Annotated in this window: 21 protein-coding genes; 7 read left to right on the plus strand and 14 right to left on the minus strand. The window is 66.8% G+C overall.

Features of this window, described 5'->3' with window-relative positions; genetic code table 11:
- Nucleotides 1–463: 463 nt before the first annotated feature.
- The 5 genes from ispG to uppS all read right to left on the minus strand — a co-directional run bounded on the left by ispG (nucleotide 464) and on the right by uppS (nucleotide 7,274).
- A complete protein-coding gene (gene ispG / locus HZA32_05175) occupies nucleotides 464–2,515 on the minus strand; it encodes a (E)-4-hydroxy-3-methylbut-2-enyl-diphosphate synthase (GenBank protein MBI5423456.1) in 2,052 nt (683 codons plus the stop codon).
- Between the two features lie 251 nt (nucleotides 2,516–2,766).
- Nucleotides 2,767–4,218 (minus strand): RIP metalloprotease RseP, encoded by a 1,452-nt coding sequence (gene rseP, locus HZA32_05180; protein ID MBI5423457.1) that lies wholly within the window; start codon nucleotides 4,216–4,218, stop codon nucleotides 2,767–2,769.
- 6 nt (nucleotides 4,219–4,224) lie between these two features.
- Nucleotides 4,225–5,406: a 1-deoxy-D-xylulose-5-phosphate reductoisomerase gene (locus tag HZA32_05185; protein MBI5423458.1), complete on the minus strand. Its 1,182-nt coding sequence runs from the start codon at nucleotides 5,404–5,406 to the stop codon at nucleotides 4,225–4,227.
- Between the two features lie 259 nt (nucleotides 5,407–5,665).
- Nucleotides 5,666–6,508, minus strand: coding sequence for a phosphatidate cytidylyltransferase (locus tag HZA32_05190; GenBank protein ID MBI5423459.1), 843 nt, complete (start codon nucleotides 6,506–6,508; stop codon nucleotides 5,666–5,668).
- Nucleotides 6,509–6,530: 22 nt separating this feature from the next.
- Complete coding sequence (gene uppS, locus HZA32_05195; protein ID MBI5423460.1) at nucleotides 6,531–7,274, minus strand: di-trans,poly-cis-decaprenylcistransferase; 744 nt, start codon at nucleotides 7,272–7,274, stop codon at nucleotides 6,531–6,533.
- 67 nt (nucleotides 7,275–7,341) lie between these two features.
- Between uppS and HZA32_05200 the strand changes: the two genes are divergently transcribed.
- Nucleotides 7,342–7,638 (plus strand): 4a-hydroxytetrahydrobiopterin dehydratase, encoded by a 297-nt coding sequence (locus HZA32_05200; GenBank protein ID MBI5423461.1) that lies wholly within the window; start codon nucleotides 7,342–7,344, stop codon nucleotides 7,636–7,638.
- Between the two features lie 12 nt (nucleotides 7,639–7,650).
- Nucleotides 7,651–9,366 carry a phospholipase D family protein gene (locus tag HZA32_05205; GenBank protein MBI5423462.1) on the plus strand — a complete coding sequence of 572 codons (1,716 nt, stop codon included), beginning with the start codon at nucleotides 7,651–7,653 and terminating at the stop codon, nucleotides 9,364–9,366.
- 193 nt (nucleotides 9,367–9,559) lie between these two features.
- Here HZA32_05205 and HZA32_05210 read toward each other — a convergent pair whose 3' ends face one another.
- On the minus strand, nucleotides 9,560–11,179 hold the full coding sequence (locus HZA32_05210) for a Na+/H+ antiporter (protein MBI5423463.1): 1,620 nt from the start codon (nucleotides 11,177–11,179) through the stop codon (nucleotides 9,560–9,562).
- Nucleotides 11,180–11,288: 109 nt separating this feature from the next.
- On the opposite strand from HZA32_05210, the gene HZA32_05215 reads away from it, so the two are divergent.
- The 3 genes from HZA32_05215 to HZA32_05225 all read left to right on the plus strand — a co-directional run bounded on the left by HZA32_05215 (nucleotide 11,289) and on the right by HZA32_05225 (nucleotide 15,849).
- Nucleotides 11,289–12,260, plus strand: a complete 972-nt coding sequence (locus HZA32_05215; protein ID MBI5423464.1) for an AAA family ATPase — start codon at nucleotides 11,289–11,291, stop codon at nucleotides 12,258–12,260.
- A 135-nt stretch (nucleotides 12,261–12,395) separates the two neighbouring features.
- Nucleotides 12,396–13,619 (plus strand): DUF58 domain-containing protein, encoded by a 1,224-nt coding sequence (locus tag HZA32_05220; GenBank protein MBI5423465.1) that lies wholly within the window; start codon nucleotides 12,396–12,398, stop codon nucleotides 13,617–13,619.
- Complete coding sequence (locus HZA32_05225; protein ID MBI5423466.1) at nucleotides 13,588–15,849, plus strand: DUF3488 domain-containing protein; 2,262 nt, start codon at nucleotides 13,588–13,590, stop codon at nucleotides 15,847–15,849. The genes HZA32_05220 and HZA32_05225 overlap by 32 nt, the downstream gene beginning before the upstream one ends.
- 120 nt (nucleotides 15,850–15,969) lie before the next feature.
- Here the strand turns inward: HZA32_05225 and mrdA are convergent, their stop codons facing one another.
- From mrdA to HZA32_05255, 6 genes are all read right to left on the minus strand, one after another.
- A complete protein-coding gene (gene mrdA / locus HZA32_05230) occupies nucleotides 15,970–17,931 on the minus strand; it encodes a penicillin-binding protein 2 (GenBank protein MBI5423467.1) in 1,962 nt (653 codons plus the stop codon).
- Between the two features lie 30 nt (nucleotides 17,932–17,961).
- Nucleotides 17,962–18,495, minus strand: coding sequence for a hypothetical protein (locus tag HZA32_05235; protein MBI5423468.1), 534 nt, complete (start codon nucleotides 18,493–18,495; stop codon nucleotides 17,962–17,964).
- A gap of 3 nt (nucleotides 18,496–18,498) precedes the next feature.
- On the minus strand, nucleotides 18,499–19,335 hold the full coding sequence (locus HZA32_05240; GenBank protein MBI5423469.1) for a rod shape-determining protein MreC: 837 nt from the start codon (nucleotides 19,333–19,335) through the stop codon (nucleotides 18,499–18,501).
- Between the two features lie 21 nt (nucleotides 19,336–19,356).
- Nucleotides 19,357–19,548 carry a hypothetical protein gene (locus HZA32_05245; GenBank protein MBI5423470.1) on the minus strand — a complete coding sequence of 64 codons (192 nt, stop codon included), beginning with the start codon at nucleotides 19,546–19,548 and terminating at the stop codon, nucleotides 19,357–19,359.
- Nucleotides 19,549–19,558: 10 nt separating this feature from the next.
- Nucleotides 19,559–20,584 carry a rod shape-determining protein gene (locus tag HZA32_05250; GenBank protein ID MBI5423471.1) on the minus strand — a complete coding sequence of 342 codons (1,026 nt, stop codon included), beginning with the start codon at nucleotides 20,582–20,584 and terminating at the stop codon, nucleotides 19,559–19,561.
- Between the two features lie 159 nt (nucleotides 20,585–20,743).
- The gene (locus HZA32_05255; protein MBI5423472.1) at nucleotides 20,744–21,856 is read right to left on the minus strand and encodes a hypothetical protein; all 1,113 of its coding nucleotides are present in this window, start codon (nucleotides 21,854–21,856) and stop codon (nucleotides 20,744–20,746) included.
- 149 nt (nucleotides 21,857–22,005) lie between these two features.
- Between HZA32_05255 and HZA32_05260 the strand changes: the two genes are divergently transcribed.
- Nucleotides 22,006–24,291 (plus strand): cation:proton antiporter, encoded by a 2,286-nt coding sequence (locus tag HZA32_05260; GenBank protein ID MBI5423473.1) that lies wholly within the window; start codon nucleotides 22,006–22,008, stop codon nucleotides 24,289–24,291.
- Nucleotides 24,292–24,382: 91 nt separating this feature from the next.
- On the plus strand, nucleotides 24,383–24,712 hold the full coding sequence (locus HZA32_05265; GenBank protein ID MBI5423474.1) for a hypothetical protein: 330 nt from the start codon (nucleotides 24,383–24,385) through the stop codon (nucleotides 24,710–24,712).
- 184 nt (nucleotides 24,713–24,896) lie between these two features.
- On the opposite strand, the gene tatA is transcribed toward HZA32_05265, so the two are convergent.
- Nucleotides 24,897–25,091: a twin-arginine translocase TatA/TatE family subunit gene (gene tatA, locus HZA32_05270; GenBank protein MBI5423475.1), complete on the minus strand. Its 195-nt coding sequence runs from the start codon at nucleotides 25,089–25,091 to the stop codon at nucleotides 24,897–24,899.
- Between the two features lie 84 nt (nucleotides 25,092–25,175).
- Nucleotides 25,176–25,695 (minus strand): sigma-70 family RNA polymerase sigma factor (locus tag HZA32_05275; protein MBI5423476.1); only part of this gene is annotated, 520 nt, incomplete at its 5' end.

Raw genomic sequence — 25,695 nt, forward strand, 5'->3', positions numbered from 1 at the left:
TTGCAGCGTCCACCGCGCAGGGTCAGTCAAACAGGCCTCGAAAGGTGAAATTGGGTCTCTGGCCGGGCTGCCGCAGGCGTGGGGAAGGGGCCGCGGAAAAGCATAATGGCCAGCGTCTAGGGGGCGTCCTAATCGAGGTGACGAACTGAAAGTGCCGGGGGAACCGCAAAGAACGAAACGAGCGGAAGGTCGTTAAAGGAGAAAGACACAATAACGTGAATCAAAAAATGCGTTTCAAGGCCATGTTTCCGACAACTTGTTCACATGCCCGGGCGGATAACTTTCGGCATTTTTTTGGTTGCCGCGAATTTCGCGCGCGCGGGGAGAGATTTTCGCTCGGAAATCGGAGAAATGGACGTGGGTTCCACGAAGGGGTTCGATTGCGTTTCCGTCGCTTGACGCACGAAACGGCCGCGGGTGGCACGCGAAATTTTTCGCTAATCGCGCCGGCGCTGCGCCGTGTTCAACGCGCGAGCTGATGCGGCTCGGGATCGACCCACTTGCCGTGCTCGCGGATGAGCGCGATGAGCCGCGCGTCGGCTTCGCTCTGCGGGATGTTGTATTGGACGCAGTTTTTCCCGACGTAGAGGTTGATCTTGCCGGGCGCGCCGCCGACGTAGCCGAAGTCCGCGTCGGCCATCTCGCCGGGGCCGTTCACGATGCAGCCCATGATGGCGATCTTCACACCCTTGAGGTGGCCGGTCTGCGCGCGGATGCGCTGGGTCGTCGTCTGCAGATCGAAGAGCGTGCGGCCGCAGCTGGGACAGGCGACGAATTCCGTCTTCGAGATGCGGGCGCCGGCGCCTTGGAGGACGTTGTAGGCGAGCTTGGCGGCGCGCGGGGTGTCGGACTCGGTTTCGATGCTGACGAAATCGCCGAGGCCGTCGCAGAGCGACCCGCCGGTGAGGAACGACGCTTCGAGCAAGCGCGACAGGAACGTGTTTTCGTCGAGCACCGCAGTCGCGTGCGTGTTGCGGATCCACACCGGCGCGCGCGAGCCGGCGGTGCGGAGGAATTCGCGCAGGCGGCGATACGCGCCGGTCGGATGGCCGGCGTGCTCGCCGACGTGGCTGCGGGTGAAGAGCAGGCGGGCGTCGCCGAGTTTCTTCACGGTTTCGAGCAGCGCGGGTTCTGCGTCCGCGGCGAGATCGATCGCGAGGAAATGTTCGCGCTCGCGCACGAGCGCGGCGAAGGCCTCGAGTTCGGCGGCATCTTTGGCGCCGAAGCGGCGGCTGAGCACGACGCGGCCGCCATCGGGCGGGAGCACGGCGGCGAAGTCCTGCGCGATGAGGAGCGAGCCGGTTTCGATGACGAGAAACTGCACGGGAAGCGGTGTGCGCTTCAGGGTGTCGCCGAGTTCGGCGAGATCGCTCGGCGTGTCGACGCGGACAATCAGACCTTCGGCGGGAGTGTCCTTGAGTCGCGGGTCGGAGAGCAGGCGCGCGGCTTCGGCGACTTTGCCGACGGTGCCAGCGCTGACGATGACGCGCGGCGGCTGTTCGCCGCCGGCCACGCATGCGGGCGAGAGTTCGAGCGAGGCGGTCTCGCGGCGGGTGTAGGCGAAGGGGTCGACGGCGTCGGTCTGTGGAAGCTGAGAGCTGAGAGCTGAGAGCTGAGAGCCTGACGAGTGCCACAGGCTCATCGCTTTCTCGGCGATCGCCCGGGCGACGGGGATTTCGTAGACGGAATCTTCGGTGAGCGAGACACGGATGGTGTCGCCGAGTCCGTCGATCAGGAGGCTGCCGATGCCGATGGCGGATTTGATACGGCCGTCCTCGCCGTCGCCGGCCTCGGTGACGCCGAGGTGGAGCGGGTAGGCGCGGTGCGCGCGGTCCATTTTATCCACGAGCAAGCGGTAGGCCTGGATCATGACCTTAGGGTTGCTCGCTTTCATCGAGAGCACGATGTCGTGGAAGCCGTGCGACTCGCAGATGCGGACGAACTCGAGCGCGCTCTCGACCATGCCGAGCGGCGTGTCGCCGTAACGGTTCATGATGCGGTCGGAGAGCGAGCCGTGGTTGGTGCCGATGCGGAGGGCGCGGCCGAGTTCCTTGCAGCGGAGGACGAGCGGGGAGAACGCATCGTGGATGCGGTGGAGTTCCTCGTCGTAGGCGGCGTCGGTGTATTCCTGGACCGCGAATTTCTTTTTGTCGGCGTAGTTGCCGGGGTTCACGCGGACTTTCTCCACGTGTTCGACGGCTTCCATCGCGGCGTTCGGCAGAAAATGAATGTCCGCCACGAGCGGGACGTGGCCGAAGCCGGCGGCGGAGAGTTGCGCGCGGATGTCACGGAGGCACTTCGCGGCGGCGACGTTCGGGGCGGTGACGCGGACGATTTCGCAGCCCACCTCGGCGAGCGCGATGGATTGCTTCACGGTCGCGGCGACGTCCTGCGTGTCGCTCGTCGTCATCGACTGCACGCGGATGGGATTGGCGCCGCCGATGCCGACGGAGCCGACCTTCACCTCGACGGTGCGGCGGCGGATCGTGTGGAAGCGGGAGGCGCAGTAGGACATGGCTGGGGAAGTAAGAAGTCGCCCTAGCAACAAGTGGCAAGAACGGAGGGCGCTGTGCTCGGAGGACGGAGAACGGAGGACTGAGAGCTGGGGATCGAAGGCCGGAAGATGGAAGACAGGTGCGTTGGCTGGAGGTGGTCGCCGACGTCCCGGCGGCGACTCGGGCGCGGCGCCCGCTGCGAAAATTCTTGGCGCCGGCGGGGACGCCGGCGCCCACCTGCGCAAGCGCCTGCGCCGGAGGGCGAGCTGCGTTACGGCTTCGCCGGCTCGGCGGCTTTTTTCTGCTGCTCGACTTGTTCTTTCGCGGCGGCTTCGGCGCGGTAGTCGCGGACGATGCGGCGGATGTCGCCGAAGACGGTCACGTAAAGCATCATGCCGAGGAGGAGCACGACGAACACGCTCTGCGCCGTGGCGATGAAGTTGAACGGGATCGGGCGGCCGCGGAGTCTCGCGATGGTGGCGAAGAGGATGTGGCCACCGTCGAGGACGGGAATCGGCAGCAGGTTGAAGATCGCGAGGTTGATGTTCACCAGGATCGCGAACCACGTGGCGAAGCGCAGCGGGTAGTCGGATTGCGCGGCGTCCCAGAAGCCGCGGCCGATGCCGATCGGGCCGCTGAGGTTCGATGCGCTCACGTCGCCGCGCGGGCTGATGAGGCTCCAGAAGGTGCGGAAGGTGGTCTCGACGGTGTCGGCGAACTGGTGCCAGGGCGTGTCGTGGAGCAACTGGTAAGGAATGGTGAGCTGAAGACCCGTGAGCGGGTTTTGCTTTTTCTCGTCGAACGGCGGCAGGCTTAGTTGCACTTCACGGCCCGCGCGGGCGAGGGTGAGCTCGGTCGGCTGAGCTTTGTTTTTCGCGAAGTGTTCGTAGAGCTGGTCGAAGCTCTGCAGGCGTGTGCCATTCACGCCGACGAAGCGGTCGCCAGCCTGAAAGCCGAGTTTCGCCGCAGACGAGTTGGGCAAAACCCCTTCGACGACCGGCAAGTAGGCCGCTGCGACACCGATGGTGCGGAAGCGATCCTCGCCGGCGCGGACGGGCTCGACGGTGATGTCCATGCTTTGGCCGTCGCGTTCGATGGTGAGTATCGCGGAGCGATCGCCGGAGTCGGCGACGCTGGTGCTCAGCACCAGAGCGCTCTTGAATTGAATCCAGTCGTTCACTTCGCGCCCGTCCACTCGGCGGATGACGTCCCCGACACGGAGGCCCGCTTTGGCGGCGGGACTTTGCACTTCGTGGCCGTCGGAGGTTTTCAGGGTCGCGGCAATGTAGCCGATTTTCGTCGTCGTGACGCTTTCCGGCGCGGGGCGGCCGATTTGCCAGAGGACGGTGGCGAGCAGGAACGCGAAGATGAGGTTAAACACCGCGCCGGCGACGAACACGATCACCTTGGTCGAATAGCTGACCGGCGGGAGCGATTTCACGTCGACCGTGCTGCCGCCTTCGAGCTCCGCCATGTCGGCGAGCTGCGGCAGGGCGACGTAGCCGCCGAGCGGAAGCCACGAGACGCGGTAATCGACGCCATCCTTGCCGCGCCAGCCGAAGATTTTTGGGCCGAAACCGATCGAGAAGCGCTCGACCGTCACGCCCCGGCGGCGGGCGGCGAGAAAGTGGCCGAGTTCGTGCACGAAGATCGAGCCGCCGAAGAACAGGACGATCAGGAAGATCGACCAAACGGTGCCGAGGAGGGAGCTGAGAAATTCCATGGAGGACTAGGCGTGGGGCGAGAGTAGGGCGGAGGCGATGCGACGCGCTTCGGCGTCGGCCGCAAAGACATCGTCGAGCGTGGCGGGTTCGGTGGATTTCAGGTGAGCGAGAACCTGCTCGACGGTGCGCGAAATCGCAAGGAAGGGCGCGCGACCCGCGAGAAATTCCGCCACCGCCACTTCGTTGGCGGCGTTGTAGATCGCGGGCGCGGTGCCGCCGGTGGCCATGGCGGCTTGGGCGAGGCTGAGCATCGGGAAGCGCGCGCTTTCCACCGGACGGAAATCCAAGCTGAACACTTTCTCGAGACTCAGCGCGCTGACTGTCGCGCTCGGCGCGCGGTGTGGGTGGAGCAGCGCATGCTGGATCGGGAACGTCATCGACGGCGGGCAGAGCTGCGTGAGCATCGAGCCGTCCGAAAACTCGACGAGGCAATGCACGATGCTCTGCAAGTGCAGCACGGCCTGGCACTGCTCGGCGCGGAGGTTGAAGAGCCACTGCGCTTCGATGAGTTCGAGGCCCTTGTTGGCGAGGGTGGCGGAGTCGACGGTGATCTTCGGGCCCATGGCCCAATTCGGGTGCTTCAGCGCGTCGGCCGGCGTGGCGGTGGCGAGGCGTTCGAGGGGCCAGTCGCGAAACGCGCCGCCGGACGCGGTGAGCACGATGCGGCGGACGTCGCTGCCGCGATGACCTTCGAGGCACTGGAAAACGGCGTTGTGCTCGCTGTCGACCGGGAGCAGCGCGACGCCGTGTTCGCGCGCGGCGGCCATGACGAATTTGCCGGCCATCACGAGGAGCTCCTTCGAGGCGAGCGCGATGGCTTTTTTCGCGGCGATGGCGGCGAGAGCGGGCTGGAGGCCGGCGGTGCCGACGACGGCGACGAGGGCGGTGTCGGCTTCGGGCAGGGTCGCGAGTTCGGTCAGGCCGGCGAGGCCGCCGTAGAACTTCGTGTCGGTCGGGAAGGCGCCGGAATTTTTCGCGGCGGTGTAAGCCTGCTCGTCGTAGAGCGCGACGTGTCGCACGCCGAACTCGCGCGCGATCTCCGCGAGGCGTGAGTGGCGTCCGTGGGCGGCGATGCCGACGAGTTCGAGGCGGTCGCGGTGGGCGGCGACGACTTTCAGCGTGTTCTCGCCGATGGAGCCGGTGGCGCCGAGGAGGACGATGCGACGTTTGGGAGCGGAGGTGGCCACGGGTGCGAGCGGCGTTTATGAAGGCCGGCGCGGCGCGGGGACAGCAAAAATCGGACGCGCGGGCGGGTGAAGTCGGGAAGCGGTCGCGGCGGCGGCGCGCGGCGAAGCGCTGGGGCAGTATTCTGGGAGCGAGCTTGCTCGCGACCGGCTGCGGGCCTATCGCGAGCAAGCTCGCTCCCACAGGATGAGTCACGCGCTGGATGGCGGCGACTTAGTTGCTGCGTCCCGCTACCACGCCGGCGCGTATCACGGCCGATCGTCAGGCGAGGAACAGGAAAATCACGTAGGCGACCGGCGCGGTGAGGATCAGCGAATCGGTCAGGTCGAACGCGCCGCCGATGCCGGGGATCATGCGGCCGGAATCCTTGATGTCGGCGCGGCGTTTCATGGCGGACTCGATGAGATCGGACACGATGGTGACGAGGGCGATCGGCACGCCGACGGCCGCGGCGATGGCGGGCGTGAGGGTCTCGGGGACGTAGTCGGCCGCCAGCCACGCGATCAGCGCGCCGATGCCAGCGGAGGTGGCCACGCCGCCGACGGCGCCTTCCCAGGTTTTCTTCGGGCTGATGTTGGGGGCCATCTTGTGTTTGCCGAAGGCCATGCCGGTGAGCAATGCGCCGACGTCGCAGAATTTCGAAACGGCCACGACCCACAGGCACGCGGCAAGTCCGGTGTTGGCCTCGGAGTAGAGGAGCATCAGCCGCACGAGGAAGTGCAGCAGGAACGGCACGTAAAGCAGGCCGACGATCGTCGCGATCAGCGACTCGACGCGCGCTTGGTGTTCGCGCTCGAACAGCACGCGCACGCAGAAGACGACGATGGCGAGGGCGAGCAGCGTCGGCGCAAAGCTGGGCGGCTCGTCGCCTTGGAAGAAATACTCGGTGACGTAGAACGGCCCGGCGGTGATCGCGACGGAGAACACCAAGCTGATCCAGCGGAACGGCCGGAAGCCCATCTTCTCCGCGAGCTGGTAGAACTCGTGCAGCGTCAGCGCGGCGAGGATGGTGAGGATGGCGACGGCCGCGTGCGGACCGAAGAACCACAGGCTGCCGAGGATGATGGCCCAGAGCAGGACGGTGCTGAAGATGCGCGAAAGCACGGGCGGAGTAAGTCTGCCCGAGTTAGGCGGGGCCAGCCTTGATTTGCTCGCTGGTGGCGCCGTAGCGGCGTTCGCGGCGATTGAATTCCTCGACCGCGGCGATCAGGTCCGCGCGTCCGAAGTCGGGCCACAACGTCGGCGTGAAAACGAGCTCGGCGTAGGCCAGCTGCAGCATCAGGAAATTGCTCAGGCGCAGCTCGCCGGACGTGCGGATGAGGAGGTCCGGCTCGGGCAGGTCCGCGGTGTAGAGGTAGCGGCTGAACTTCTCCCACGTCGCCTCCGCGGGATTCTCCGTGCCGGCGCGGACCGCCTCGCCGTAGGCGCGCGCGGCGTCGGCGGCCTCGGTCTGCGCGCCGTAGTTGAGCGCGAGGATGAGGTTCCAGTCGGTGAAGTGTTTCGTCGCCTCCTTCACGCGCTCGAGTTCGCGGCGGACGTTTTCGGGGAGCGCCTCGATGCGACCGATGGTGCGCAGGCGGACCTTTTCCTTGATCAGGTTGTTGAGTTCGCGCTTCAGGAAAAAGTCGAGCAACCCCATCAGGCCGGACACCTCCTCGCCGGGGCGTTTCCAGTTTTCGGCGGAGAACGCGTAGAGGGTGATGTAGCGGATGCCGAGTTCGCGCGCGGTGTCGACGACGGTGCGGACGGTCTCCACGCCCCGACGGTGGCCCTCGAGGCGCGGCATCCCGCGCTGTTTCGCCCAGCGACCGTTACCGTCCATGATGATGGCGACGTGTTGCGGGACTTTGGCCGGGCGGGAGGTGCTCATCGAAACCGGGATTCAGCGTTCGGCCGCCGCGTTTGACAAGGCCGAAGGCCGTGCTTCCGTTGCGCTCATGGCCACGACCCCGCTGACGCAAAATGAGATCGCCGCCGCGCTCCGGGAGTTGCCCGGCTGGACCTTCGAGCGCGACGCGCTCGCGCACACGTTTCAATTCGGCAGCTTCCGCGAAGCCATGAGCTTCATGGTGCGCGTCGGCTTCGAGGCCGAGGCGGCGGACCACCATCCCGAATGGACCAACGTCTACAACCGCGTCGCGATCCGCCTGAACACGCACGACGCCGGCAACAAGGTCACGGCAAAGGACGTGGCGCTCGCGAAGAAGATTGCGGGGCTTGCGTGGGTGAAGTGAATTAGCCCGATGATGCGTGAAGTGAAGCGCGTGCGGGCGTTGTCACGGTTCGGGCTGGCGATCCTCGCTGGCTGGGTTGGCGCGGTGGCGCTGTCCGCCGCGGAGAAGTTGGGCGGTTCGCCGCTCGCGGAGCATGCGGGCGCGGCGGAGAACCGACTGCTGCGCATCGAGAGCGGCTACGACGCGCTGCTGTTGCGCGTGCATCTCATCCGCGCGGCGCGCGAATCGGTCGAGATGCAGACCTTCATCTGGACGAACGACGAGTGCGGGCGGTTGCTGTTGTGGGAGCTGATCGAGGCCGCGCGGCGCGGCGTGCATGTGCGGTTGCTGGTCGACCAGATGTTCTCCGAGAAGGATCCGGCGACGATCGCGTTCCTCGCCACGGTGTCGCCCCACCTCGAGATCAAGCACTACCGCCCGGCGTTTTCGCGCATCGATCCCTCGCTCTGGCAAAAGCTCGCGGCGGGCGCGCTGGCGTTCCGCAGCACGAACCAGCGGATGCACAACAAGGTGATGATCGTCGACGGCGCGGCGCTCGTCACCGGCGGCCGCAACGTCGAGAACACCTACTTCGATCATTCGACCGAGATGAACTTCCGCGACCGCGACGTGCTCGCGACCGGGCCGGTGGTCGGGGCGGCGCGCGCGTCGTTCGAGGAATTCTGGGCCTACCGCCACGCCGTGCCGAGCTCGGCGCTGAAGGACGTGGCCGCGCAGATCGCGGTGGGGAAATTCCGCCGCTACGACCGGCGCGAGCAGTGGGACTTCGGCGGGTTGTTCGGCGAACTCGGCCGCGAGGCGGACGACCCGGCGGCGATGCGCGAGCGGTTCGTGGCGCGGATGCGGCCGGTGCAGCGCGTCACCTTCGTCGCTGACGAGCCGGGCAAGACGCGCGGGTGGTTCTCACCCACGGCGCGCATCACGCGCGAGTTGCGGCGCACGATCGAGCGCGCGCACGGGAGCGTCGTGATGCAGACACCGTATCTCGTGCTGAGCCCGGCGGCGCGCGAAGCGGTTGCGGAGATGCGCGAGCGCCATCCGGCGCTGCGCGTGCGCATCTCCACCAACAGCCTCGCGTCGACGGACAACCTCATGGCGTATTCCGCGAACTACCGGCTGCGCGGCACCTACATTGCGCAACTCGGTCTCGAAGTGCACGAGGCGAAACCGCGGCCGGCGGCGTGGCCGGAGATCTTGCGCCGCGCGGCCGACGTCGAGGCGCGGGCGGCGGCGAGGCTGGCGCGCGGCGAGCAGAAGCGCACGCCGTTCCTGTGCGTGCACGCGAAGTCGCTGGCGGTGGACGATGCCGTGGCGTTCGTCGGTTCCTACAACCTCGATCCGCGTTCCGAGCGGCTCAACACCGAGGCCGGCCTCCTGATCGAGGATGCGGATTTCGCGCGCGAGCTGCGCGCGGAGATCGAGCGCGATTTGCGCGCCGAGAACAGCTGGGTCGTCGCGCGCCGCGAGATCCCGCTCGGGCTCGACAAGGTGAACGGGCTCATCGGCGGCGTGCTGGCGATCGGTCCGGTGGACTTGTGGCCGCTGCAGAACACGGCGAACTTCGAGCTGCGGCCGGGCGCGGTGGACGTGCCGCCGGGCCACGCGGATTTCTATCGGAGTTTCCGCGATGTCGGCGCGTTTCCCGGGACGGACGGCGTGCTGAGTCAGAAGGAGATTCTCACACGTGTCTTCAAGGCCGTCGGAGCGCCGCTCACGCCGATTTTGTGAGGCGAGCGAGCGCGGGTGGTGCGCGGCGTGCGAACATCCGCGAACGAGTAATCGTCCCCCTGCCGCTGGCAGCCTCGCTTTCCGTGGATGTAGGAGCCTGCTTGCAGGCGACCAATCGTCCGTGCCGAGGAGTGCGATGTTCGGGTCGCCTGCAAGCAGGCTCCTACATGGCCGCGAGCTCAGAGCTGCGCCCTCAGCTCTCCACGTGCGGGGCGAGGTCGGCGAGCATGGCTTCCTCGTGATCGAGGAGCTGCTGGAGCGGACGGTGCGTGTCGGCGGTGATGACGTTTTGCCGGAGCAGCTCGGCGAGCGCGTGGCGTTCGGCGCGGAGCGCGTGCAGGCGGTGCTGGCGGCCGGATTGGCGGCGGGCCTGCGCGGCGGCCTGCGTCTCTCCTTGGGCGGTGAGTTCGGCGAGGCGGTGCTCGTATTCGGCAATGACGATGCCGAGCGCGGCGGCTTCCTCGACGGCGGCGGTGGTTTTCTCGCGTTCGCGCAATGAGGCCAGGCCGTGCTCGACGGCGCGGATGCGGGCGATGCGGTCTTCGCGCACGCGCGTGTCGTCGGCGGGGAGGCGGAGCTTGCAGATGAGGTATTCGAGCGTCGTGCCTTGGACGAGCAAGGTGGTGAAGATGACGCCCAGCGAGAGGAAGATCACGATGTCGCGACCGGGGAACGGGGTGCCGTTTTCCTGCAGGAGCGGGATCGAGAGCGCGGCGGCGAGCGTGACGCTGCCCCGCATGCCAGCCCAGCCGGCGGCGAGCACCATTTGCCAGGAGGGGCGCTCCTCCGTGCGGCGCACGCGTGGTGAAAACAGGAATGGCAGGTAGGCGCCGGGGAAGATCCACGCCAGGCGCGCGAGGATGGCGGCGAGGGACACGGCGCCGGTGAACAACGCGAGCTGGCCGACGGAGTAGTGCTGCGCGACCGTGGCGAGCAGCGTGGGGAATTGGAGGCCGAGCAGGATGAACGCGAGGCCGTTCAACCAAAACAGCACCACCGACCACACGGCCCATGTCGTCTGCCGGGCGCGCACGTTCATGCGGAGCGGATCGCGCCAGCCGGAGTAGAGGCCGGCGGCGACCACGGCGAGAATGCCGGAGAGATGGAGGTGTTCCGCCGCGAGATAGGCGGCGTAGGGCGTCAGCAGCGAGAGCGTGGTCTCGATGAATTCGTCCGAGCGTCCGATCCGCAGCAGGAAATCGCGCCCGCGTCCCACGACCCACGCGATGACGAGGCCGAGCGCGAGACCGGCGAGCGCGACCCAGAGGAAATTCAGCGTCGCGGCGCGCAGCGAGAACGTCCCTGCGAAGACGGCGGCGAGCGCGAACTTGAACGCCACGAGGCCGGTCGCGTCGTTCATGAGGCTCTCGCCGTTGAGCACGGTGGTGAAGCGCGGTGGGACTTTCAGCCGGTGGGTGATCGCGCTCACCGCGACCGCATCCGTCGGCGACACGACGGCGCCAAGCGCGAAACCCATGGCGAGCGGCAGCCCGGGGATGAGCCACCAGGCCACGAAGCCGACCACGAGCGTCGTGAGCACGACGAGACCGGTCGCGAGCATGAGAATGGGGCGCTTCGCCGCGAGGAAGTCGCGCAGCGGCATGAGCCAGCCGTCGGAGAACAGCAGCGGCGGCACGAAGCAGAGAAAGAAAAAGCCCGGGTCGAGCGTGACGCGCGGGAAGTGCGGCAGTAGCGCGGCCAACGCGCCGCCGAGCGCGAACGTGATCGGTTGCGGCCAGGGCAGGCGCCGCGCGATGACGCTGAGCGCGGCCAGGAGCAGGATCAGCAGGAGGGCGAGTTCGAAGGCGGCCATGCGGCGCGGGGACTGTTGGCGGGAAGCGGCGCCGTTGGCCATGCGAAATCACAGTCGTTTCACCGGGAAACCGTTTGCGCGGGTCGCGCGTAGCATTAGCGTGCCGCCCATGAGTGACTTTGCTCCCGCCGCCGAGGTCGCCTCCGCCCGCGATCTGCTCGTGCGCCTGAAAAACAACATGCGCCAGACGATCCGCGGCAAGGATGAGGTCGTCGACCAGACGCTCGTGTGCCTGCTCGCCGGCGGCCACCTGCTGATCGAGGACCTGCCGGGCGTCGGCAAGACCACGCTGGCCTACTCGCTGGCGCGGTCGATCGACGCGACGTTCTCGCGCGTGCAGTTCACCAGCGACCTGTTGCCGAGTGACGTCACCGGCGTGGCGATCTACGACGAGACGACGCGGGAGTTCGTTTTCAAGCCGGGGCCGGTGTTCGCGAACATCGTGCTCGCCGACGAGATCAACCGCGCCACGCCGAAGACCCAGAGCGCGCTGCTCGAAGTGATGGATCGCGCCAAGGTGACGGTCGATGGCGCGGCGCACGACGTCGGCGCGCCGTTCATGGTTGTGGCGACGCAGAACCCGGTGGATTACGAGGGCACGTTTCCGCTGCCTGAGAGCCAGATGGACCGCTTCCTGATGCGGCTGCACATGGGTTATCCGCAGCCCGGCGACGAACTCGACATTCTCCGCGCGGCGAAAACCAGCTACGACGCGATCGCGCTCAATGCGGTCGCCACGCGCGCCGACGTGCAGCGCCTGCAGAAGCTCGCGGCACAGGTCTTCGTCGAAGACAGCGTGCTAGAATACCTGTTGAAGATCGTCACGGCCACGCGCACCGAGAGCGAGTTCAAGGCCGGCATCAGCGTGCGCGGCGGTCTGGCGCTCCGCGCGGCGGCGCAGGCGCGGGCGCTGTTGCTCGGGCGTGATTTCGTGATTCCGGCCGACGTGCAGGAGATGGCCGGGCCGGTCTTTGCGCACCGATTGGGGCTGGCGCGGCAGACGTCCGATGCGTTGGAGGAACGGCGAACGGTGTTGGCGGCGCTGCGGCGGATCGTGGGCGCGATCGCGTTGCCGGAGTAAGCTATGAGCGACGGCGCGAAGGTAGGGGCCGTTGCCCCCAACGGCCCTTGGCCGCGCGGGGATGAGCGGGCGGTTGAGGGCAACCGCCCCTACCGCGATGCACGGGATTGGCGCGGGCCGGGTGCGCCGGCGGAGGTGCGGCGCGCGTTTTCGTGGCAGGCGCTGGTGTGGTCGCTCGTGTTTCCGCCGAAGCGTCACCGCATCGGCGTGACGGTGCCGGGCGTCTTCCTCATCGGGCTGGCGATGGGCATCGGCACGGCGGCCTACAATACGGCGAGCAACATCTTGTTCATCACGCTTTCGCTGCTGTGCGCGTGCCTGCTGCTGAGCGGGCTGATGTCGTGGTTCAATTTCATGGGCGTGTGTTGGCGCGTGCGGCCGCTCAGCGCGTGGCGGGCGGGCCACGAGACGATGGTGACGGTCGAGGTGCGCAACACGAAGCGCTGGTTGCCGACCTACGGGTTGTGGTTCGATCTGGCGACGCATCCGCGGGCGAAGGAATCTGATCCGCCGCCTGATCTTTCGAGGGAGAAAGTCCGCGAAGTGCTCGCGGCGGCGGAGAAGGCGGTGACGCGCGGGCGCGTCTTCCTGCGCGAGCGCATTGAGCCGCAGGGCGAACTGGCGCTGGACTGGGTGCACAAGCCGGAGAAGCGCGGCGAGCAGGTGCTGGCGCTCGAGGCCGTGGGTTCGTTTTTTCCGTTTGGCTTTCTGCGCAAGAGCGTGGGCGCCGACCTGAGGCAGACCGTCCTCGTGTGGCCGGCGCAGGTGGATTATCAGTGGCGCGCGGCGGCGGCGGCGAGCGGTGGCAACTCCGGCCGGCGGACGGTGCGCGCCGGGACGGGGGAGGATTTGCTGGCGCTGCGTCGCTATCAATCCGGCGACTCGCATCGGCTCGTGCATTGGAAGGCGTCGGCGCGGCTGGGGAAGCTGATGGTGCGGCAGTTCGCGGCGGAAAGCTTGGACGGTTTTGCGTTGAGCGTGGAAACGCCCGCGGAGGTCTGGACGCGAGCGGAGCAATTCGAGGTGCTGTGCAGTTTCGCGGCGACGCTCGCGGAGGATTTGTTCGCGGAAGGGCGATTGCGCGGCGTGAGCGTGAACGGAACCTGGATCGAGACGCGGCGCGTGCGCGACGTGGAAGCGGTGCTGGATTTGCTGGCGAAAGCTGAGCCTGTCGCTCCGACGGGTAGGGCGAGTCGTCCGGACGAGCCGCGGATCGACGAACGGTTCGTCGGGGACGACTCGCCCTACCGTGCGGCTGGTCAACGCCAGCAAGTTTCTCGCAATCTCATCTCGTTCGCGCCGGAAGGAGCGCGCGGTGTCTCGGCGTATGTCGACGGCGTCCCCACGGCCTCAGCTTAGCCTCGACGAGTTGCGGCGGCTCAAGTGGCTGCTCGGCGGCGTGCTCGCGCTCGTCTCCTTGTGGACGGTGTTCTTCCTCGATGTGGAGGCGCTGGGACTCGTGGCGATCGAGAGCGTCGTGATCGCGGCGGCGGTGATCTGGCCGCAGCTGCCGGCGCGCGTGCCGGCGCTGGTGTGGCGGCTGGCGGTGCCGGCGATCATCGCGGGCGTGGCGGCGGATTTCTATTTTAGTGCGGAGACGCTGCCGGTGTTGATCCGGCTCGCGGTGCTGCTGGTGCTGTATCGCGCGGTGGCGTATCGGCGGAAGCGCGAGGACCTGCAGTTGATCGTGCTCGGGCTGTTCCTCGTGGTGGTGGGCGGCGTGTTGACCGTGGCGCTCGAGTTCGCGTTCCTGCTGCTGCTTTTCACGGCGTGTGCGCTGGGATTTCTGTTCGCCGTCACGTTGATCGACATGGCGGACACCGGGCCGCGGGTGATGCGTCCGGAGGAGATGCGCGAGGTGCCGGCGTGGGCGCGCGGGGGCTGGCGGCCATTCGTGGCGCGGTTGCGCGCGGTGGCGGATTGGCGGCTGCTGGGGTTCGGCGGCGCGCTGTTTCTCGGCGTGGTGGCGATGTCGGCGGTGCTGTTCCTGCTCATCCCGCGTTTCGAGATCGGGAGCAGTTTCTTCCTCGATAAATACATCACGCGGAAGAGCCGCACGGGATTTTCGGAGAGCGTGAAATTCGGCGACGTGAGCGAGCTGGTGCAGGACAACAGCGTGGCGCTGCGCGTGGACTTGGGGGCGGGGCCGAAGCCGGCGGCCGATCTTTACTGGCGGCTGGTGACGCTCGATGAATACACGCCGCAGGGCTTCCGCGTCTCGAGCTGGATGAAGGCGCACCTGCGGGCGAATCAGAGTTTTCGGCGCACGGTGGCCGGTGGCGGCGTGTGGACTTCGGGGCAGATGTTGTCTGGCGTGTGGACAGTTTATCTCGAGCCGGGAGTGAGCCGCTACCTGCCGTTGCCGGGCGCGTTCGCGATGCTGCGGTTGCGCGACCAGGCGGCGGTGCAGGTGAGTCCACAGAATCGGCTCGTGGCATTGCAAAACGATCCGATGGCGATGACGGCGTTTCAGATCGATGGCATCGCGCTGGCGCCGGTGGTGCGCGATGCGGGTTTTTCCGCGCTGTTGAACGGCTGGGTGCAGGGCGACGAGGCGATGCGGCGCGAGCGGCGCTACGATGCGCGCACGATGCTCGCGGGGCCGAGCGGCGCGGAAAACGAGGCGGTGCTGCGCCGGGTCGTCGCGGAGGTGAGCGGAGGCGCGGCACTGCAAGCCGAGCAATTCGCGGAGCGGGCGACGGCGTGGCTGCGGGAGCGGCATGCGTATGCGCTGTCGGTGCGGATGCCGCGCGGCAGCGGCGACGACATCGTGCGCTGGCTGGATTCGCGCGAGGCGGGTTTCTGCGAGCACTTCGCGGCGGCGTTGACCGTGCTGTGTCGTGCGGCGGGACATCCGGCGCGGGTGGTGGCCGGGTTCCACGGCGGGGCGCTGAACGGCTTCGAGGATTACCTGATGGTGCGCAATTCGGACGCGCACGCGTGGGTGGAGATTTTTAACGGTCGCGATGCGTGGGTGCGCGTGGATCCCACGCCGGGCGGGGCAGTGGGCGAGGCGGCGGGCCAGACGGCGCAGGCGGCGGAGCGGGCGCGCGACAGCAGCTGGACGGCGCGGCTCGATAGCTTGCGGGTGCTGTGGTATCGGCGCGTGGTGAGCTTCGACGCGCGGCAGCAGGTCGAGTTGATGGACAGCGTGAAGACGGCGACGACGAGCACGGGCGACGTGTTGCGCGCGCGGCTCGAGGAGTGGGCGAAGCGGCTGAAGGCGTGGTTCGCGGGGCCGTGGAACTGGCAACGCGCAGGACGCGTGCTGGCGGGGGCGAGTGCGGCGGTGTTGCTCGCGATCGGGCTGGTGCGCGGCGCGGGGTGGTTGCGCGCGCGCTGGCGGCAGTGGCGCGATCCGCGGGCGCTCGATCCGGTGCGGCGCGAGGCGGGGCGCTGGCTGAAGAAAATCGCGGAGCGCGGAACGCGGAGCGCGGAGAGCGGGAATCCGGCGGCGGGAGCCGGAAGGCTGGACGAGGAATGCCAGCGGGTTCGCGGGGAGTTGGAGCGCTTGCGCTATGGGCGGCGCGAGACGTGGCCGGAGCCGCGCGGGGTTTTCCGGCGCGCGAGGGCGGCGGCGCGAGAGTAGGGCGCGAAAAGTGCGGGCGGGCACGGGCGCGGCGTGCTGGGTCGCGGTCGCTTGCAAGCAAGCTCCTTCAGCTTGCCGGTGGTGCGAGAGCCCGTTCGCGAGCGAACCGGGCGCGTCAGGTCACTTGAGTTTGAACTCCGCCTTTGGGATGGCCGGGGCGTTTTTCTTCTCGAAATATTTTCGGATGATCGCGTTGGCGACCGGCGCGGCGTTCACGCCGCCGCCGTAGGTTTCGCCGACGGTGTCGCCTTCGAGCATCACGGCGATCGCGATCTCGGGGTGCTCCGCGGGGGCGAAGCAGATGAACCAGGCGAAGTTGATTTTGCCGATGAGCTTACCGCCCTCGTAGACGTCTTTTTGCGCGGTGCCGGTCTTGCCGGCGATGGTCACCCCGGGGACTTTGTAGGGACCCTTGGTGATCATCGAAGCGGTGCCGTAGGTCGTGGTGCCGACCATTCCCTCGATGATCGTTTCGCGTTCGTGGTCGGAGAGGCCGATGGGCGTCGTGTGCTGCGTGGGGGCGTTTTCGCGGTGGATCAGCGTGGGTATCGTGTAGAGCTCGTTGCGCGCGACGGACGCGGCGAAGCAGGCCATTTGGAGCGGCGTGACGAGGAGGAATCCCTGTCCGATGGAGTAGTTGGCGGTGTCGCCGGCATACCACGGTTCGTTCTTGCGCTGTTTCTTCCACGCGGGATTGGGCACGAGCGACGAGTCGACTTCGGGCAGCTCGATGCCGGTGCGCTGGCCGAAATGGAATTTGCGCGCTTCCTCGGCGATGCCGTCGGGGGTGGTGAGGCGGCCGGCCTCGTAATAGTAGACGTCGCAGCTGTGGGCGATGGCGTCGGCGAGCGTCACGTGGCCGTGGTGACCGCGGCCGTTGTCGCAGTAGAAGGTGCGTCCGCCGATCTGGATGGTGCCGTCGCAAAACGTGATGGGGCGATCCGGCACGATCGCGGCGCGTTGGAGCGCGGCGATCGTGGTGAGAATCTTGAACGTGGAGCCCGGTGGAAAAGCGCCGTCGATCGCGAGGTTGAGTTCGGCGTGCTGCTCCTGGATTTCCTTGTAGGTCTCGGCGCTCATGCGCGGATACCAGGCGTTCGGGTCGTAGTCGGGTTTGGAAACCAGCGCGAGGACTTCGCCGGTGCGCACTTCGATGGCGACGGCGGCGCCGGCTGAGCCGACGGTGCGGGCGCCGACCTCTTCCTCGGCGACTTGCTGGAGATCGATGTCGATCGAGGTGGTGATGCTTTCGCCCTGCTTGGGGGCCTTTTTCTCGAGGGGCGGATTGATCTTATAGCCGGCGGGATCGACGCGGTAAATCGCGCCGCCGGACTGGCCCTGGAGCTTGGCGTCGAATTGTTTCTCGAGACCGGCGCGACCGAAGGCGCCTTTCATCTTGAAGGTCATCAGGTCCTCGCTGCCGAAGTCCTCGGCGTCCGGATTCGTGTCGACGCCGACGTAGCCGAGGACGTGCGCGGCGGCGCGGCCGTAAGGATAGTAGCGCGAACTGGAGGCGTAGACTTGCAGCGGCGAGTTGACGGGGAGTTTTTCGACGAGGCGCGCGTAGTCTTCCGGCGAGAGGTCGTCGAGGAGCGGGAAGGGCAGCAGCAGCGTGTCGTTGAAGTGGCGGTCGAGGTCGCGGGGCTTCACCTGCTCGCGGCGGCCGAGGATGGCGTTGACCTGATCGAGGTAACGCTGGGCGACCGACTGGCGGGCGATGCGGGCGAGCTGGTTGCTGTTGGGACGTTCCTCCTTGGGGAATTTCGCGTAGTTGCCCACGACGGTGCGGTAGGCGGCGCGCAGTTCGGGACGGAGGTCGGCGAGATTGAGGACGACGGAGAAGCGCGCGCGATTGCCGACGAGGACGCGGCCCTCGCGGTCGTAGATGTTGCCGCGCGGCCCGGGCACGATGATGCGGCGCTGGCTCTGTTTGCGTTCCTCCTCGGAGTTCTGCCAGCTCCGGAAAAGTTGCTGGCGGCCGACGCCGATGCCGAGCACGAGGACGAGCAACGCCACGAGGCCGTAGAACGCGAGGAGGCGCGGGTTGCGCGCGGCGTGGGTTTCAATCGGGGCGGAGCTCACGGCGGGAACAAAGCGCGCGGCGCGGAAAAATCAAAGCTGCACGCGGCGGCCGGTCTCGGGATCGAGACGGGCGAAGGCGAGCAGGTGCGCGTTGACCGCCATGAACCACGGCGTGGCGAGGCCGATGACGATTTGGGAGAAGATGAGGTCGACGAAGACGCGCAGCCAGGCGTTGGCGGGATGGGGATTTTCGCCGATGAGCAGCGTGGTGAGCGCGAGGATGAGGAAGAGGTTGGCGAGCAGCGCGACGACGGTGGCGAAGATGGGTTCCTCGCGCGGGAAGCGCTTCCGGCCGTAGAGCAGCACGGCGTGCACGAAGCCGAGCAGCACGAGGTGCGTGCCGAACGGCGCGGGCGTGAGCGAGTCGAAGGCGAGGCCGGTGAGCGCGGTGGCGAGGAAGCCGTGGCGGAAGTCGAGGCGCAGCGCGGCGTAGGGCACGAACAGGCCCGCGAGGTAGAGCGAGACCGCGTAGGGCGCGAGGTAGTGGTTGGCGAGGCCTGCGAGCCAGAGGAGCAGGAGGTTCGCGAGGAGGACGAGCAGCCAGCGGATGTCGCGTTGGCGCATGCGTCAGAGGGCGTCGGGCGTGACGGGCACGAGGACCGTCACTTCCGTGAGCGCGCCGAGGCGGTTGTCGAGGTCGACATCGCCGGTGGCGAAGAGGCCGTCGGTGGACGGTTCGAGGTGCGTGATGTCGCCGATGGTCAGGCCGGGCGGGAAGACGCCGCCGAGGCCGGACGTGACGAGGCGGCGCGGCTGGTTGGGAGTCGCGGAGATGTCGGTGGGAACGAACTCCACCGAGCCGCGCGGATTTTTGAAGGCGTCGTTGATGCCGCCTTGGTAGGAAATGGAGCGGTTGTCGCCCTCGGCGCTGGCGGCGATGCGGAACGTCGGACTCGAGACGAGATCGACCACGGCGGTGTATTGATGAACTTCGACGACGCGGCCGACGACGCCGCCGACGAAGACGACCGGCGCGCCGACGGGGATGCCGTAGTTGCGGCCCTTGCGAATGACGAGGCGCTGCCACCACGCGGTGAAGTCGCGCTTGGCGACGCGCGCGGGCTCGGAGCGGTGCGCAGGAAAGGGCGGGAGCTTGAGGAGGTTTTCGAGGCGAAGGATCTCGGCGTGGAGCTGCTCGTTTTCCTGCAGGCGCAGCTCGTAGGCGGCGTTGAGGCGGGCGAGATCGCGGCCGGCTTCGATGATCTCGTTCTTCGGGCGCGTGCGCAGCGCCCAGAATTCCTGCAGGTCGGTGACGTAGGATTGGGCGGCGGCGAAGGGGGCCTGGAGTTCGAAGAACGTGACGCGCGTGAAGGATTTCACGGCCAGCGGCACGAGGAGCCAGAGCAGCAGCACGAGGCCGAGCGTGGCGAACGGACGAGCTTGGTCGAAGCGGTTATGCTGCACGGCGGGCGGGCGGACGGGCCGTCACTCGCCGGATTCGCGGCGCGAGCGAGCGTGATGAAAACGCGGACCGAGGATGCCGGCCAGAATTCCGGCCAACGGAATGCTGATGGCGGACGAAACACCGAGCGCGGTGCAGAAAAAAAAGAGCGCGAGGGAAATCAGGACGGCCAGCCACGTCGCAGGCGAACGGAGAGTGGGTTCCGAGTCGAGCATCGCGATGCGCTCAGAAATCCGCGGCGATGCGGTAGAGCTCGTCGATGTTGTTCAGGAAGACGCCGGTGCCGTTCGCGACGGCGGAGAGCGGGTCGTCCGAGACGGTGACGGGCAGGCCGGTTTTCTCGGAGAGGAGCTTGTCGATGCCGCGGATGAGCGAGCCGCCGCCGGCCATGACGAAGCCGCGGTCGACGAGGTCGGCGGAGAGTTCGGGCGGGCAACGTTCGAGGGCGGCGCGGACGGCTTCGACGATCGAGGAGATGGTGTCGGCGAGGGCTTCGCGGATTTCCTGCGAGGTGATGTGAATCGTCTTGGGCAGACCGGCGACGGAGTCGCGGCCTTTGACCTCCATCGACAGCTCGGTGTCGAGCGGGTAGGCCGAGCCGATGGTCATCTTGATTTCTTCCGCCGTGCGCTCGCCGATGAGCAGGTTGTAGGCGCGCTTCATGTAGTTGATGATGGCGAGGTCGAGCTCGTCACCGGCGACGCGGATGGATTTTGAAAAGACGATGCCGGAGAGCGAAATGATCGCGATCTCCGTGGTGCCGCCGCCGATGTCGACGATCATGTTCGCGGCGGGTTCGTCGACGGGCAGGCCGACGCCGAGTGCGGCGGCCATGGGTTCGAGAATAGTGATTACTTCGCGGGCGCCGGCGTGCGTGGCGGACTCCTTGACAGCGCGCTTTTCGACTTCGGTGATGCCCGAGGGAATCGCGACGACGACGCGCGGCGAGACGACCTTGGAGTTGTTGTGCACCTTCTTGATGAAGTAGCGCAGCATCGCCTCAGTGATGTCGAAGTCGGCGATGACGCCGTCCTTCATCGGGCGGATGGCGGTGATGTTGCCGGGCGTGCGGCCGAGCATCTTTTTGGCCTCGTCGCCGACGGCGAGGACCTTGCGGCTGCCGGTGTGGACCGCGACGACGGACGGCTCACGCAGGACGATGCCCTTGTCCTTCACGTAGACGAGGGTGTTGGCGGTGCCTAAGTCGATGCCGATGTCGTTGGAAAAAAGTCCCAGCAGTTGGTTGAACATGTCGCGGTGGCAGGGTTTCCGAATCAAAGCCGCGTGCGAGCGAAATTGTCAAAACCAAAGCCGTTGAGCGGCGCGGGTTTGGGCGGGATGCCGGGTGGATTTTCCCGGCATCCCGGAGGGGCTTGCGGTGGCGTTGGCGGGCCGGTCGCCTTGGCGAGGTCAGCCGAGGTTCCAGCTGCCCGGTCCGTTCATGGCCTCGACCATCTGTTGGGTGAGGCCGGGGCCCTGTTTGCTGACGAAGTCGAACATCATGCCGCCGGCGTAGCCGTCGGGAACGATCTCGGCGGCGACCGTGGGGATCGTCGACCATTGCGACTGAAAACGGGTCTCGGCGGAGAAGCCGAGGACGAGCTGGTTTTTCGCGAGGCTGTTGCCGGAGCCGAATTGCGTGTAGGGCAGGAGGCGGGTGTTGGGGCCGCCGCCGTAGTAGGTCATTTCCCAGCCGTAATTCAGGTTGGCGGCGAGGGTGTGGCCGTTCCAGTTGCCCTGAAAGGCCGACGAGTCGCTCCAGAGCGCCTTCGTGATCAATTTGCCGGGCATCGTCTGCTTCATGAGCGTCGTCACCATCGGGAGCGAGGTGTTGTTGGCGGTGCCGGTGCTGTATTCGTCGTCGATGTCGATGCCGTCGATGCCGTAGGCGCCGACAACGTCGGTCGCGAGGTAGTTGGCGAAGTTCTGCGCGTCGGTCTGTTTCGTGAATTGCGACCAGCCGACGTTTGCCCAGCCGTTCATGACGGTGAGGAGCACGGTGATGCCCTTGGCCTGCAGGGCGGACACGAGGCCCATCTGAGGGAGGAGGGCGGCTTGGATCGCGAGATTGAGCGGATGCGAGGTGGCCGGCTGGTTGTTGTTGGCGCGCAGATAGGGCGGCGTGGCAGCGGCGTAGTTGCCGGCGCCGAGGCACACGACGTCGATGGAGGGCGTGCCGCTGGTCTGCACGTAATTGCAGAGCGTCTCCAGATCTTGCGGAATGGACGGGCTGACGTAGAGCGTGACGACCGCGTTTTTCTGGTAGGAGTCGCATTGCGGCGCGCTGCCGAACCAAGGCTGGCCGGTGAAGAATACGGCGTCGCCGGGTTGGAAGGGACTGTAGGCAGCGGCGGGTCCTTCAAGGACCATGTATTCGCGGCAGAAAAAGAAGTAGGTGATCGCAGGATTCGCGAAGGCCGTGCGCATCGCTTGCTCGGCGGTCGTGTTCGAGACCTTCGCAACGACGTTGCTCCAGCTCGCGCCGCCGAATTCGGCGACATTGGGTGTTTTTTTCCAGGCCATGACAGGTGTGGGGTTAAGGTTTGGCCCGTGCGCGCTTGTTAGGAGACGCGGGTGGGAGCGAGTCAAGCGGAGCGTCTCCACCTGCGACGCGTGGGCTTGACGCGGGGTGGGATTGCGAACGTCTTGGGCGTGCCCTGCGTGGGCGTTGCATGCACGGAACGGAATTCGTCCAGGACCTCGCGATCGTAATGCTGGTCGCCGGCCTCGTCGGCTGGTTGTGCCATCGCATCGGGCTTTCGGTGGTCGTGGGCTATCTCGCGGCCGGCATGGTGATCGGTCCGTATACGCCGCCGTTCTCGCTCGTGTCGGATGTGGCGCGCATCGAGACGCTGGCGCAGGTGGGTCTGGTGTTCCTGATGTTCTCGATCGGGATGAAACTGAGCCTGCGGAAACTGCGGCGGCTCGGCCTCTCGCTGGTCGTGGCGACTGTGGTGGGCGCGTTCGTCGTCTACTCGATCGCGCGCGTGGTCGGTGCGGGACTCGGTTGGCCGCCGGTGCAGGGCGTGTTCCTCGCGGCGATGTTGATGGTGTCGTCGTCGGCGATCATCAGCAAGGTGCTGCAGGATCTCGGCGTGACGCACGAGAAGGCCGGGCAACTCGCGATGGGAGTGTCGGTGCTCGAGGACATTGTGGCGGTGGTGATGCTCGCGATTCTGAATTCGCTGATCTCGGCCAGCGGCGCGCAGGAGGCGATGGGCGAGACGCTGGGTTTGCTCGGCGGGTTCGTCGTGCTGGCGGGCGTGGGCGGGCTGTTGCTGGTGCCGTGGTTGTTGAAGAAGCTGACGATCACGGCGGACGACGAGCTGATGACGATCGTGACGGCGGGGCTGCTGTTCATGCTCGCGATCCTGGCGCAACGGGCGGGCTTTTCGCTCGCGCTCGGCGCGTTCCTGCTGGGCGCGATCGTGGCGGAGACGCCGCATCGCACGCAGGTCGATCGGGCATTCGAGGGCATGCGCGACGTGTTCAGCGCGGTGTTCTTCGTGGCGATCGGCATGATGATCAATTTGAAGTCGGCGGCGCACCTGTGGTGGCTGATGTTGCTGCTCGCGGTCGTGACGATTTGCGGGCGCACGTTTGCGGTGGCGGTGGGGATGATGGTGACGGGCGCGGCGACGAAGGACGCGGTGCGCGTCGGCGTGTCGGCGACGGCGTTGGGCGAGTTTTCGTTCATCATTGCGCAGCTCGGCATCGCGGCGGGCGTGATGGCGCCGGAGTTCCAGGCGGTGGCGGTGGGGGTGTCGTTGCTGACGACGCTGGCGGCGCCGGCATTGATGCGGCGCGCGCCGCGGCTCGGCGAGTGGGTCGAGGCGCGGCAGCCGAAATGGCTGGAGGATTGGCTGGGATATTATCGCGAGTGGCTGGAGCGGTTGATGGCGCGGCAGAAGAAGAATCTCCTTTGGCAACTCAGCCGGAAGCGTCTGATCCAGATCGCGGTCGAGGTGCTGCTGGTGACGGGGCTGCTGTCGTTCGCGGAGAGCCTGCTCGATGCGGTCCTACCCTTCATTCCGGGCGAGAAGTTTTTCCCGCAGGCGCCGCGCGTGCTGTTCTGGTGCGGGCTGGCGGTGGTGGTGCTGGCGCCGTTGATCGCGATCTGGCGCAACGTCGCGGCGCTCGCGATGCTCTACGCGGAGGTGAGCACCGCGGGGCAGGCGAATCGCGCCAAGCTGCGTCCGATGGTGGAGACGGGCATCAAGGTCGTGGCGGGGTTGGTGATTTTCGTGTGGCTCACGGCGGTGATGCCTGTGGGCGTGATGGGGCGCTGGGTGCCGTTGGTCGCGGTGTTGCTCGCGGTGGGCGTGGTGATCTTTGCGCGGCAGAAACTGGTTTATTGGCACAGCGTGCTCGAGTTGGAGCTACAGGATCGCATCGTGCAGAACGACGAGAAGTTCACGGGCACGACGGCACCGTGGCTCGCGCAGCACAGCGAGTGGCATCTGGGGCTCACGGAGTGCGTGTTGCCCGACCAGGCCAACGCGCGCGGGCTCACGCTGGGCGAGCTGGCGTTGCGCGCGAAGTTTGGCGTCGTGGTGGCCGGCATCGAGCGGCAGGGCGTGATGGTGGGAAATCCCACGCCGGAGACGGCGCTTTATCCGCGCGACAAGATCCTGTTGCTCGGCGACGCGAAGCAGACGGCGGCGGGCAAGGCCTTTCTGCTCGCCGTGGCGGGTGCGCATGCCGCCTCGAACTTCGACGAGGTGCGGATGGAGACATGCGAGTTGCCGCACGACAGCAAGCTGGCCGGTCGCACGCTCGCGGAGCTGGCGCCGACGCGGCATTGCGGCGTGCAGGTGGCGGGCATCAATCGCGGCGGCTTGCGCATTTTGAATCCGGGCGGCGACGAGAAGCTGTTGCCCAACGATGACGTGCTCGTGCTCGGCAGTCCGGACCAGATCGCGGCGTTCAAGGCGTGGGCGCGCGAGGGGACGGTGTGAGAATTGGCGTTGCTCGGCGTGGTGCGGGAGAGAAATTGGGTCGAAAGCGGATGACTCGCCTCGGCGAGTTCCGGTTGAAAGGTCCCCAACGATGAAAGCACTGACGATTCTTCTGACGCTGCACCTCTTCGTTTCCGGCGCGCTGGCGGGCACGGGTGCTGGCGCGCCGGTGAGCGGGCGGTTCTTCAACATGCCGGTTGCAGAGGTTCTGAAAGTGCATGGGCAATTGTCGGGAACGCCCATCGCCGTGCCAAAGGAACTGAAGGAACAGAAGGTGGGCCTCACCTTCGCCATCGACAAGAAGACCAAGGATGAAGCGCTGCGGCTGATTGAGCAGGTGTTGGCCGAACAGGCAGGCGTGGAGATCATCCGCGCGCCGGACGGAAATCTTGTCGCGCGCAGGATTGAGCCGCGGAAGTGATTTGGGGCGTTGGCGTTCGGCACCGCCGCCAAGGCACGCCCGCGGCGATGAGGCGAGAGATTGAGAATCGTGCTCGGTTGCGCGGGCCGAACGTCGCCGCCGGGACGGCGGCGACCACCTTATTTCGCGAACAAAAAAAGCGCGCCGGGGGGCGCGCTTGGAAATCGGGAGCCGTGGAGCGGGCTTAGTTGTTGCCCGGCTTGGCTTCGGTCTTCGCCGCGGGCTTCTTCTCGTCGCCCTCTTCGTCTTTCGAGGCCTTCTTGAATTCCTTCACGGACTGGCCGAGGCCCTTGGCGAGGGCGGGGAGTTTCGAACCGCCGAAGAGGAGCAGCAGGATCGCGAGAACCAGCAGCATCTCGGGCATGCCGAGGCCAAACAGTCCGGCGAGAGGGAGAGTGACGTGGGACATGGTGAGCGGAGGCTACTTTGGGAAGGAGGCGAGTAAAGGCGCAAACCTGCGCGTTTAATGTGAAGAGGGTGGCGGGAATCCACCGAGGAACGGCGGCAGAGCCGAAGACGACGGACGAGCAAACGGGTTACCGGCGCCGGGGCCGCCCTGCTTGATGAATTGCGGCGGGATTTGCGGCGGCTTCTTGAGCAGGTTCTGCGGATTGTCGATCTGCTCGGCGTCGAAGAAGCCGTGCAGCTGGCGAATGCGCGTCGGGTGGCGCATCTTGCGGAGAGCCTTGGCCTCGATCTGACGGATGCGCTCGCGGGTGACTTTGAATTGCTTGCCGACTTCCTCGAGCGTGCGGCTGTAGCCGTCGACGAGGCCGAAGCGCAGCGTGAGCACGCGGCGCTCGCGCTCGGTGAGCGAGTCGAGCACGTCCATGATCTTTTCGCGCAGGAGCGAGAAGGCGGTCATGTCGTAGGGATTCTCCGCGGACTTGTCTTCGATGAAGTCGCCGAAGCTCGTGTCGTCGCCGTCGCCGACGGGCGACTGGAGCGAGATGGGCTGTTGCGCCATCTTCATGATCTGCTGC

The sequence above is a fragment of the Opitutia bacterium genome (assembly GCA_016217545.1).
Taxonomy (GTDB): domain Bacteria; phylum Verrucomicrobiota; class Verrucomicrobiia; order Opitutales; family Opitutaceae; genus Didemnitutus.